This is a genomic window from Calothrix sp. CBUCES-K 9914, from assembly GCF_059640475.1.
The window spans coordinates 19,434-30,128 of the sequence record NZ_JBXXZH010000107.1 but is presented as its reverse complement, the minus strand read 5'-3'; the positions used below and the strand labels follow the sequence as shown (position 1 = coordinate 30,128).

The following is a 10,695-nucleotide window of genomic DNA, read 5'->3' as shown; positions in this document are numbered from 1 at the left end:
GTAGTTATAGGACTTGTAGCGTCACGCACCAACTATTAATTGTGACAATATCGTAAGTCCTGTGGATAATAACACATTCTTCTCGCTTTACATTTGGAGGCCAGTAGTGTATGTATTGAGCATCTGGCCACCACCAGTTTTCGCTATCTTCTGCTGCCCAAGCAACACAGTTATAATCAATGGTATCTGGACTTGTGAGTTTATATCCACACGCAGCTAAAGCGCAGAAAATCACGCTCAATAAATTCTGTAACATAGCGTATCCGATCATTATTTCCTAGCATATGTAACCTTTTGCTCTTCCCCATTCCAACCAAGCTTTAATCATCTCCGAAGTTTTTCCTCTATGTTGAGGGGGAACCGGGTCTTCTCTTGTAATAGATTTTAGTGCCTAAAACCATTGTCCTGTTTTTTTTTCAAGTTCTCTAAGCAATAGCGGTATTGCAGTCTCACCCATGCCAATAATTTGTTGATACGCAGGGTGCATTGACATTTGATTAGTAGAAGATACTCCATGATTTTTCTCACGCCACTGTTTAACCAGTTTTGCAAAAGTAGCTTCTAAGTTTAGCTGCTTTAAACCAGGAGTTGATTTACTTTGTGTATCCAATTTTTCTGACAAAAGAAAGCGTTCATCTTCAGAAAGAGATAAAATAGCTTGCGCCAAAGAATCAACTAATTCAGTATTCATAAATTTTGCTAAATCTTAAATTAGATGTAACGTATTTTAATTCAATTGTATCATTTATTAACAACCCGCCGTCACCCTAGAAGGGTGCGGCTTTGTATCGATAGCCCCAGGCTTCTAGGCTGTGGGCGTTATTGTTACCTAGAAATACGTGCGAAAAATATGCTACAACCTAATTAAAATAATCATTATTATCAAAACTCCTTTAATTTCTAACTGCAAGCTAAAAAATGAAACTTTGGCAACCCGACCAACCACTTGATAATGGCAGGTTCGTGATTCAAAAATTTATTGCTCGCGGTGGTTATGGTGCTACCTACAGTGCAATTGAACTACGTACAAATAAATTAGTTGTCATCAAAACCCCTAACCTTGAACTACAAAGTAAACCAGATTTTCCACAACAACAGGTAAAATTCGTTAACGAAGGACTGCGGTTAGCACAATGTAGCCACCCCAATGTTGTAAAAGTTCATGAGTTGATACAAGAAGATGGACTTTGGGGAATGGTAATGGAATATGTAGATGGGCAAGACTTGGGAAGTTACGTTTCAGAACATGGAAAATTGCCTGAAGATGAAGCTTTGCAGTACATAACCCAAGTTGGACAAGCATTAGAATACGTCCATTCCAAAGGATTTTTACATCGCGATGTCAAACCGAATAATATTCTTCTGCGCGCGGCAACTTTAGAAGCTGTTTTGATTGATTTTGGTTTAACGAGAGAATATAGTATTGGTCAATTGGGAAGTATGACAAACGCTAAAACAGATGGTTATGCACCAATTGAACAATATGAACGAAAAGGAGAGTTTGCTCCTTACACTGATGTTTACGCTTTAGCAGCAACACTATATAGTTTACTGACATCAGAAATACCATTCCCAGCAAATTTTAGAAAGACTGGTATTCCTTTACCTCCACCGAAGCAATTTAATGACAAGATTAGCGATAGGGTGAATGATGCAATACTAGCAGGAATGGCACTGGAGCCAAGTGGGCGCCCGCAAACTGTGCGTGAGTGGTTAGAATTATTAAGTGATTTTTCTAGTTCAACGATTCCAACCAAGCAGTTTGAATTTGAGTATGCAACATTAACTGTTGTAGGTAAAGAAAAAGAGTGCAAAATTAGCCGCCATCGTGGACAAGCAGAATTTTTTACAGAAGACCTCGGTAATCATGTTGTTTTAGAAATGGTGAAAATTCCTGACGGTAAATTTATTATGGGTTCACCAGAGAATGAGGATGGAGGAGATGAAAATGAGCGTCCACAGCACCAAGTCACTATTCCAAGCTTTTTTATTGGTAAGTTCGCCATTACTCAAGAACAATATCAAGCGATAATGGGCTACAATCCTTCTAGCTTCTCAGGCGCCAAACGTCCAGTAGAAAGAGTTACTTGGCATGATGCTGTCAACTTTTGTGCCAAAATTTCTGAAAAGACTGGCAAAAATTATCGTTTGCCAAGTGAAGTTGAGTGGGAATACGCTTGCAGGGCTGGAATTACTACCCCATTTCACTTTGGTGAGACTATCACTACAGATTTAGTTAACTATGACGGTAATTATACATATGGCTCTGCTCCCAAAGCACAGTATCGCGAACAAACTACAAATGTAGGAAGTTTCCCTGCTAATCAATTTGGTTTATATGATATGCACGGTAATGTTTGGGAATGCTGCCAGGATAATTGGTATGAGAATTATAGTCGTTATTGTCTGCTACGCGGTGGTGCGTGGTAACAGCGTTCCGCCCTACTGCCGTTCTGCTTGTCGCTACAGGGTCGATTCTATCGGCGCTAACAGTGGTCTCGGATTTCGGGTTGTGTGTGGTGGTGCGGCGAGGACTTAATAACACTTTACACTTTTACCCTTTACTCTCTCTTTCTTTTGCCGCAGGCAGATCATATTAATACTTTTCAAAGATTCTCCCAGACAAACAATTAAAACTATAGGGGTCTTTTCATTATGCAAGCAACCTCACCATAACCAGGATTTCCTGCTAATCCCTGTAAATTATCATGTTCTATGTCTTCATCTTGACCTAGTTTACTTGTCCATTTACTATTGGGCAATTGCCTTGCAACATGTTTTGGTATTTTATTAGAATCAGCATATATAGCTATTTTTTGGAACCCTTCTTCTAAGTTCCCATCGTGCGCCATTTCATAGCCAAGTGTTTGAAATGCAGCTTGAAATGCTTCAAGAGTTTCTTCTCGTTTTACATTGAGAGGCCAGTAGTGTATATATTGAGCGTCTGGCCACCACCAGTTTTCGCTATCTTCTGCTGCCCAAGCAACACAGTTATAATCTATAGTATCTGGACTTGTGAGTTTATATCCACATGCAGCTAAATGAGGAAAATCACGCTCAATAAATTCTGTTACATAGCGTATCCAATCATTATTACCTAGCATATATAACCTTTTGCTCTTCCCCATTCCAACCAAGCTTTAATCATCTGCGAAGTTTTACCTCTATGTTCTGGGGGAACGGGGTCTTCTCTTGTAATAGACTTTAATGCCCAAAACCATTGTCCTGATTTTTTTTCAAGTTCTCTAAGTAATAACGGTATTGCAGCTTCACCCATGCCAATAATTTGTTGATACGCAGGGTGCATTGACATTTGATTAGTAGAAGAGACTCCATGATTTTCATCACGCCACTGTTTAACCAGTTTTGCAAAAGTCTCTTCTAAACCTAGCTGCTTTAAACCAGGAGTTGATTTACTTTCTGTATCCAATTTTTCTGATAACAGAAAGCGCTCATCTTCAGAAAGAGATAAAATCGCTTGTGCCAAAGAATCGACTAATTCAGTATTCATAAATCTTGTAAATCTTAAATTAGATGTAACGTATTTTAATTCAATTGTATCATTTTATGTGAAGGAGAGGCGCCTCTTACATATCATTCTCACGGTTTTGGGGCTAGATAGATCAATAGCCACCAACAACCAGTAACTAGAAATACGCGCGAAAAATATGCTACAACCTAACTAGAATAATCATTATTATCAAAACTCCTCTAATTTCAAACTGCAAGCTTAAAAATGAAACTGTGGCAACCCAACCAAGCACTCGACAATGGCAGGTTTGTAATTCAAAAATTTATTGCGCGCGGTGGTTATGGTGCTACCTACAGTGCAGTTGAACTACGTACAAATAAATTAGTTGTTATCAAAACCCTTAACCTTGAGCAACAAAATAAATCAGATTTCCCACAGCAGCAGGTAAAATTTGTCAATGAAGGACTACGTTTAGCACAGTGTAGTCACCCCCATGTCGTTAAAGTCTATGAATTAATACAGGAAGATGGACTGTGGGGAATGGTAATGGAATATATAGATGGGCAAGACTTAGGTAGTTATGTCTCGGAACACGGTCAATTACTGGAACAAGAAGCTTTACAATATATAACTCAAGTTGGACAGGCGTTAGAATATGTTCATTCCAAAGGATTTTTACATCGTGACATTAAACCAAACAATATTCTCTTGCGCGCGGCAACTAAAGAAGTTGTTTTAATCGATTTTGGTTTAACAAGAGAATATAGTATCGGTCAGTTGGGAAGCATGACGAATGCAAAAACAGATGGTTATGCACCAATTGAACAGTATGAGCGAAAGGGAGAATTTGCTCCTTACACTGACGTTTATGCTTTAGCAGCAACATTATATAGTTTGCTCACAGCCGAAATTCCTTTCCCAGCAAATTTCCGAAAGACTGGTATTCCCTTACCTCCACCAAAGCAATTTAATGACAAGATTAGCGATAGGGTGAATGATGCGATAGTAGCAGGAATGACGCTAGAACCAAGCGGGCACCCGCAAACTATATGTGAGTGGTTAGAATTATTAAGTGATTCTTCTAGTTCAACGATTGCAACCAAGCGGTTTGAATTTGAATATGCAACATTAACTGTTGTAGGTCAAGAAAAACAGTGCAAAATTAGCCGCCATCGTGGACAAGCAGAATTTTTTACAGAAGACCTAGGCAATGGCATAATTTTGGAAATGGTGAAAATTCCTGGTGGTCAATTTATTATGGGTTCGCCAGAGAATGAGGATGGAGGACAACCATGTGAGGGTCCGCAACACCAAGTTACTGTTCCAAGCTTTTTTATGGGTAAGTTCGCTATTACTCAAGAACAATACACTGCAATAATGGGCAAAAATCCTTCTTGCTTCTTAGGAACAAAACGTCCTGTAGAAAAAGTAAGTTGGCATGATGCTGTCAACTTCTGTGCCAAAATTTCTGAGAAGACTGGCAAAAATTATCGTTTGTCAAGTGAAGCTGAATGGGAATATGCTTGCAGGGCTGGAACTACTACCCCGTTTCACTTTGGCGAGACTATCACTACAGATTTAGTTAATTATAACGGCAAACAAACTACAGATTTAGTTAATTATAACGGCAAACAAACTACAGATGTAGGAAGTTTTCCTGCTAATCAATTTGGTTTATATGATATGCACGGTAACGTTTGGGAATGGTGCCAAGATTATTGGCATAACAACTATAATCAGGCGCCATCTAATGGTGATGCATGGTTAGATAATAATGATAATCGTTATTGTCTGCTGCGTGGTGGTTCGTGGTACAGCGATCCGCGAGTCTGTCGTTCTGCTTATCGCATCCTCAACGACCCCGACGTCGGCGGCTACGACAGCCTCGGATTTCGGGTGGTGTGTGGTGTTGCGGCGAGGACTTAATAACACTTTACACTTTTACTCTTTTACCCTTTACTTTCTCTTTTTTCCGCCTTCGGCGGATCAAATTTTTTAGCTTTTTTTACATTTATAATTGCCTTATCAAGTTATTTTGATAATATTTACAGCGTTAATATTATTAAACTAATGGTAAGCATTACGCTGGAATAATCTATTTGTATCCGCTCAATAAGTAGGGGTAGCGGCAATGTTCGAGCGCACGTACCTTCCAAAATGTCAAATAAACATATTGTCATATTTAGGCAGTGATATTGCCCTATTGTTCCCGACGTTCCTGAAGGCGCCTCCCAACAGTTGACAACTTTAAGAAGCGAGCGAGTGTTACAATTAATCGGCTCCAGGCTTGCAGTGTACGTGTACAAGGAACGAACAAGAAGTCATATGCAAAACAATAATAAGAAACCAGGTAGAAAAAATGTAGTTCGGGATGGAAAGTACATGTAACGTTATAGAATATGGTACATGACGCAAAAACACGAGAACGAAAAATTAGTACCCCAATTGCTGCAAACCATTGACCCAAGAGAAATTGCAGACGACAAAGTGCGTCAAACTATAGAAATACTGTTGAACTTGGTAGAAGAGTTAAACTCGAAGGTAAAAAGTTTAGAAGAAGAAAAGCAGAAGTTACAGGATGAAATCAATCGCCTTAAGGGAGAAGATGGCAAGCCAGACATCAAAGCAAATAAAAATAAAGGGTTCAAGAAAGATCATTCATCAGAAAAAGAACGAAAAACACCCAAAAAACATATAAAAAGTAGTAAAAATGTCAACATCACAAAAGACCGATTAAGTGTAATTGGCGTATTACAGAACAAGCAAGAACTTCAATTTACAATCAGTCCACTGACTTACGAATTACTCGATAGCCTAAATGTACCAACAAAGTGGAAAAATAAACTCAAATTATTACCTCAAAATACAGCGTTTACAAAGCTAGAGTTTAACACTCTGCTTGATACTTATTTAAGTAAACTCGGTTCTCAACATCGTACCCGTGTATTAGAAACAGCAGCAATTAGTTTTTACCATCAGCAAACCGACATTCCAATAATACAGACTCAAGGGGTGCGATGATGCCCCTCAATTCAAGCTACTAACTGATAGTTTGGCTTTGTGCTGGGTGCATAAAGGGCGCCACTATAAAAAATTGACTCCGTTTGTTCCTTGTCACCAGGAGATTTTAGAAAAATTTCTAACAGAATTTTGGGATTATTACCGAGAATTACTTGCTTATAGAGATTCTCCAAGCGAAAAAAGAAAACTTGAGTTGGAGTCAAAGTTTTGGAAAATTTTTGGTACTAAAAGCGGTTATGAGCAGTTGGATGAGCGAAAACAATTAACGGCAGCAAAAGTATCTGAGTTGCTATTGGTCTTAGAATATCCTGAACTGCCATTACATAATAATCCTGCTGAACTGGCAGCTAGAACAATGGTGCAGCGACGCAACATTAGTTATGCGACTCAAACAACTCAGGGTACTAAAGCTTGGGACATTTTTATGTCTCCCTTCGGGTTCGCCACTTTGGCGGGACGGAAACCGACACCGCCAAGTGGACTCACTTGTCGCGACTACTCGTAAACTAGGAATAAGCTTTTTTAAATATATTCAAGACCGTATTTCCTCTAAAAGTGTTCACGTAGTGTCTCCGCAGGAGAAAATTCCGTCATTGGGAAATATCATTAGAAATAAATGCTTTCAAGAGCCAATTCTTCTGTCATACCAAGAAGACTTATTTTGTATGTCAGGGTAAATACTCTTAGAAGTTAATCAACTCGTTAAACTAAAAACTCAAGCGCATTTGATGTTGGATGCATTTAATTGTGCTGCATCAGATTTTGTGCGGTTGCAGTGCCGTGCGAGACAGCCAAGGCGCTTAAGGCGCCGGACTTGTGATAACGCTGTGGTTATTTGAATTTTTCAAATTTAAATGCTTATTTATTACCTAAATGTACTAAAAGTTATTGTGCTTTGAAGTTAAAATACTTAGGCATGTATCTAATAAAATGCAAAATTTTTTATCTTCGTTCAATGGCGCTACAGGCGCTGGGCGCCTGCATGGCTTGAGTTATTTTATAAAGAATAAATTTTTTAACAACACCGGGGGTATTGCTACTCACCCCAACTTATTGAGCCGATACGAAAATTTCTTGTTAAAATTGCTGACTACGGTTTAGCAAAAGCGTTTGACTTAGCTGGTTTGAGTGGTCAAACTCTCAGCGGAACTCAAGCTGGTACTCCTGTTTTTATACCTCGCCAACAGCTATTAGATTTTAAATATACTCAACCTGATGTAGATATTTGGGCTGCTGCGGCTTGTCTATATAATATGCTAACGGGCTATTATCCAAGGGATTTTAAAGGTGGGGATCAATTTTTGGCTGTTTTACAAAATGACCCTGTACCCATTCGGCAACGCGATTTAAGTATACCCCAGAGGTTGGCTGAAGTGATTGATTTGGCATTAGTGGAGAAACCAGAGATTTATTTTAAGAGTGCAGCAAAGTTTAAGAAAGCATTATTAAGTGTTGTTTAAACTTAAGCTTTTATTTTATCGTTATCCCCAAAGAACGCATAATTTTAAGAGCTGCAATTTCACCAGTTCTACAACCACCTTCCATATAACCCTGAAACTTTTGCGAACAATGTTCACCAGCAAAAAACAAATTCCCCACATTTTCTTGTTCTGCACCCGATATTCCTGTCCACTGCCCAACCAAATAACAAGCATAGGAACCGCGCGTATATGGTTCACCAGTCCAATAAGCACGAATTACCTGACCAAAACGTTCTTTACTAATACCTGGAAAGATGTTTTCAAGTTGTGGTAATAAAATTTGAGCCTGCGATTCTGCCGAACCTTGACCTATAGCTATTCCCTGTTTACCACCAGTATAATTAGTAATGACACCACTCGAACTGCCATGATTGCGATTCGATTCCCAAGCACCTTGAAAATCTAAATCAGTCGATAGAAATGCCGTTGATTTATAGCGGGTTTTCCATATACGTTCTCGATAAGCAGTAATTAATTTACTATTAGTACCATAACCAAGTTCATTAATAGCATTTCGCTTCACGAATGGTAAATCAACATTCAGTGCCACTGAACGTAAAGTCGTATATGGTAACGTTAGTAAAACTCGTTCGTAAGTCTTTTCAAAACTACTGTTTCCCGAACGAAAACTTACCCTATACCCACTATCGTCTTGAGGATTAATAGCTTCTAATTCCGTTCCAGTTTCAATAGAGTTACTTAAAAACTTTGCTAACAAACTAATTACCTTGTCATTACCACCAAGAATTTGATAACGTTCATCACTATCTGCATTGCTCTCGGAACGATTATTATCAAAACCAATAAAAAGCAACATATTTAAACAAGACTGTTCCGATGCTTCTCGACCATATAATTCTATGTAACTATTTTGGAGTAACTCATTTAAAATCGGGTGAATTTGCGCTTGTTCTAAATATTCAGCAATCGAAAGATTATCGAACTTAATTATAGTTGAATTGCGAGTTCTATAAGTAACATCTGTGATGCTAATTTTTCCTATATCCTGCTTGATTTTCTTAGCTAAGGGTACACTCCACTCTGCAAGCTCCGAATCAGTTATTTTACGTCCTTGGAAATACAATACACTTGGTGCTAACCCTTTATCAGCAGCATACAAATCAACAAGTTGTAAACCAAGTTCCTTAGCAAGCCTTCTCAAACTTGTATGAATTGTATCAATAAATTCCCCACCCAAATCGGCATAAATCGAAGTACCCGCGATATTCCGCACAGTATACATGCGTCCACCAACCCGGTTTCTTGCCTCAATAATATCTACAGGTATCCCAGCTTGCCTTAAACGCTAAGCTGCAGTCAAACCAGCTATCCCAGCACCCACCACTAACACCTTCGGAACAGCACCTAAAGTCCGAAGCGAACTTCCATCGTGCAATGTTACTCCAGCAACAGCAGTAGCGAATCCCAATCCAGTGTAAAATAGACGACGACGGCTAATTTTCTGCTGAAAAATCTCAACCAGTTCATCAGTTGGAATTCCTGTCTCCATAGATATTTGAGCAATTTTGTAAGCTCTTCGTAACGATGCCATTAATTTATGCCTAGTCATTTTCCACACCCAAAATTGCATCAGTTGCTACTAGCTTTCATTACGTGAAACTGTTCCAGTTATTTTTAATTCATTTGCCGTGCTGATCAAGTTTTATACAATTACTTATAGATTATTTACAAATTACTTCACAATAATATTTATGTACAATGTTTTAGGAATAGATGGTGGTGGTACTAAGACTGTTTGTGTTTTGATGAATTCTCAAAAACAAATATTAGGTCGAGGTGAAGCAGGCGCCTCTAATTACCAAAGTATCGGCGCCAATGCTGCTTTAAAATCTATAGAATCAGCAGTAAAAGCAGCAGTTGCATCTACAGGAAAAATCCAAGTTAAAGCAATATGTTTAGGATTAGCAGGCGCCGGACGTTCAAAAGACATCGAAGTTATGCAAGGTATAGTTAGAGAATTACAACAAAGTCCAAATTTACCGATTGAGTGGGTATTAGACCCTAATAATATAATTATCACCCATGATGCCTTAACTGCACTAGTTGGTGGAATTGGACATGATGTGGGTATTGTTGTTGCTGCTGGTACTGGAACAATTGTATTTGGGCGTAACCAACAAGGACAAACTAAGCGGGTTGGTGGATGGGGATATATTTTAGGTGATGAGGGTGGCGCCTATAAAATAGCTGTTGCTGGTATGCAAGCTGCGATGCGCGCGTATGATGGACGCTCCAAGTCAACAGTTCTTATTGAAGCTTTTAAAAATCATCTTGAGCTAGAAAATATTGAAGATTTAATCGAAGTTGTTTATAGAGGTGGGTGGGGTGTGAAGGAAATTGCCTCTTTGGCGCCTATCGTTGATAATGCAGCAGTGTTGGGGGATGAAGTAGCAATCACAATTATTGATGAGAGTGTAAGAGAATTAGTGCGAGCTACAAGTGTGGTTGTTAGAGAACTTACCCTTACTGAAATTGTGACTGTAGGAAGTGTTTGGCAGGCAAATTCTAATATACGCGAGAAGTTTATTGCTTCTATTACTGCTGAGTTTAGTAATGTTAGTGTGATTTTGCCACGGTATGAACCTGCTTATGGCGCCTGTTTGTTGGCATTGAAACAGTAGAGACGCGATGTTCCTCGCGTCTCTACTCTGTGTCTCTGTGGTAAAAATATATTAAAGACTTTACAGGCAAGATTGCCTG

At 38.9% G+C, this 10,695-nt stretch carries 11 protein-coding genes and 1 pseudogene; 6 read left to right on the top strand and 6 right to left on the bottom strand.

Annotation, left to right across the window (positions count from 1 at the left end):
- Window positions 1–4: 4 nt before the first annotated feature.
- Window positions 5–256, bottom strand: a complete 252-nt coding sequence (locus AC2JBO_RS22785; RefSeq protein ID WP_496955936.1) for a DUF7689 domain-containing protein — start codon at window positions 254–256, stop codon at window positions 5–7.
- 135 nt (window positions 257–391) lie between these two features.
- Entirely contained in the window at window positions 392–691 is a 300-nt protein-coding gene (locus AC2JBO_RS22780) for a hypothetical protein (RefSeq protein WP_496955935.1), read from the bottom strand.
- Window positions 692–918: 227 nt separating this feature from the next.
- Here AC2JBO_RS22780 and AC2JBO_RS22775 point away from each other — a divergent pair, with 227 nt between their 5' ends.
- The gene (locus AC2JBO_RS22775; RefSeq protein WP_496955934.1) at window positions 919–2,430 is read left to right on the top strand and encodes an SUMF1/EgtB/PvdO family nonheme iron enzyme; all 1,512 of its coding nucleotides are present in this window, start codon (window positions 919–921) and stop codon (window positions 2,428–2,430) included.
- 206 nt (window positions 2,431–2,636) lie between these two features.
- On the opposite strand, the gene AC2JBO_RS22770 is transcribed toward AC2JBO_RS22775, so the two are convergent.
- Together AC2JBO_RS22770 and AC2JBO_RS22765 are read right to left on the bottom strand one after the other, a co-directional pair.
- On the bottom strand, window positions 2,637–3,104 hold the full coding sequence (locus AC2JBO_RS22770; protein WP_496955933.1) for a DUF7689 domain-containing protein: 468 nt from the start codon (window positions 3,102–3,104) through the stop codon (window positions 2,637–2,639).
- A complete protein-coding gene (locus AC2JBO_RS22765) occupies window positions 3,098–3,511 on the bottom strand; it encodes a hypothetical protein (RefSeq protein WP_496955932.1) in 414 nt (137 codons plus the stop codon). The genes AC2JBO_RS22770 and AC2JBO_RS22765 overlap by 7 nt, the downstream gene beginning before the upstream one ends.
- Before the next feature lie 225 nt (window positions 3,512–3,736).
- On the opposite strand from AC2JBO_RS22765, the gene AC2JBO_RS22760 reads away from it, so the two are divergent.
- From AC2JBO_RS22760 to AC2JBO_RS22745, 4 genes are all read left to right on the top strand, one after another.
- Window positions 3,737–5,398: an SUMF1/EgtB/PvdO family nonheme iron enzyme gene (locus AC2JBO_RS22760; RefSeq protein WP_496955931.1), complete on the top strand. Its 1,662-nt coding sequence runs from the start codon at window positions 3,737–3,739 to the stop codon at window positions 5,396–5,398.
- A 480-nt stretch (window positions 5,399–5,878) separates the two neighbouring features.
- A complete protein-coding gene (locus AC2JBO_RS22755; RefSeq protein WP_496955930.1) occupies window positions 5,879–6,493 on the top strand; it encodes a hypothetical protein in 615 nt (204 codons plus the stop codon).
- A 31-nt stretch (window positions 6,494–6,524) separates the two neighbouring features.
- On the top strand, window positions 6,525–6,998 hold the full coding sequence (locus tag AC2JBO_RS22750) for an IS66 family transposase (RefSeq protein WP_496955929.1): 474 nt from the start codon (window positions 6,525–6,527) through the stop codon (window positions 6,996–6,998).
- Window positions 6,999–7,617: 619 nt separating this feature from the next.
- Window positions 7,618–7,953, top strand: a complete 336-nt coding sequence (locus AC2JBO_RS22745; protein WP_496955928.1) for a protein kinase family protein — start codon at window positions 7,618–7,620, stop codon at window positions 7,951–7,953.
- Window positions 7,954–7,963: 10 nt separating this feature from the next.
- Here AC2JBO_RS22745 and AC2JBO_RS22740 read toward each other — a convergent pair.
- A pseudogene (locus tag AC2JBO_RS22740) lies at window positions 7,964–9,268 on the bottom strand (flavin monoamine oxidase family protein); the annotation flags it as partial.
- A gap of 12 nt (window positions 9,269–9,280) precedes the next feature.
- On the bottom strand, window positions 9,281–9,544 hold the full coding sequence (locus AC2JBO_RS22735; RefSeq protein WP_496955927.1) for a hypothetical protein: 264 nt from the start codon (window positions 9,542–9,544) through the stop codon (window positions 9,281–9,283).
- Between the two features lie 142 nt (window positions 9,545–9,686).
- Between AC2JBO_RS22735 and AC2JBO_RS22730 the strand changes: the two genes are divergently transcribed.
- Window positions 9,687–10,616 carry an N-acetylglucosamine kinase gene (locus AC2JBO_RS22730; protein WP_496955926.1) on the top strand — a complete coding sequence of 310 codons (930 nt, stop codon included), beginning with the start codon at window positions 9,687–9,689 and terminating at the stop codon, window positions 10,614–10,616.
- The last annotated feature ends 79 nt before the right edge of the window (window positions 10,617–10,695 follow it).

What these genes read in the sequence shown, in the direction of transcription:
- AC2JBO_RS22785 (WP_496955936.1), bottom strand. Translation starts at nt 256, where the DNA reads ATGTTACAGAATTTATTGAGCGTGATTTTCTGCGCTTTAGCTGCGTGT.
- AC2JBO_RS22780 (WP_496955935.1), bottom strand. Translation starts at nt 691, where the DNA reads ATGAATACTGAATTAGTTGATTCTTTGGCGCAAGCTATTTTATCTCTT.
- AC2JBO_RS22775 (WP_496955934.1), top strand. Translation starts at nt 919, where the DNA reads ATGAAACTTTGGCAACCCGACCAACCACTTGATAATGGCAGGTTCGTG.
- AC2JBO_RS22770 (WP_496955933.1), bottom strand. Translation starts at nt 3,104, where the DNA reads ATGCTAGGTAATAATGATTGGATACGCTATGTAACAGAATTTATTGAG.
- AC2JBO_RS22765 (WP_496955932.1), bottom strand. Translation starts at nt 3,511, where the DNA reads ATGAATACTGAATTAGTCGATTCTTTGGCACAAGCGATTTTATCTCTT.
- AC2JBO_RS22760 (WP_496955931.1), top strand. Translation starts at nt 3,737, where the DNA reads ATGAAACTGTGGCAACCCAACCAAGCACTCGACAATGGCAGGTTTGTA.
- AC2JBO_RS22755 (WP_496955930.1), top strand. Translation starts at nt 5,879, where the DNA reads ATGACGCAAAAACACGAGAACGAAAAATTAGTACCCCAATTGCTGCAA.
- AC2JBO_RS22735 (WP_496955927.1), bottom strand. Translation starts at nt 9,544, where the DNA reads ATGACTAGGCATAAATTAATGGCATCGTTACGAAGAGCTTACAAAATT.
- AC2JBO_RS22730 (WP_496955926.1), top strand. Translation starts at nt 9,687, where the DNA reads ATGTACAATGTTTTAGGAATAGATGGTGGTGGTACTAAGACTGTTTGT.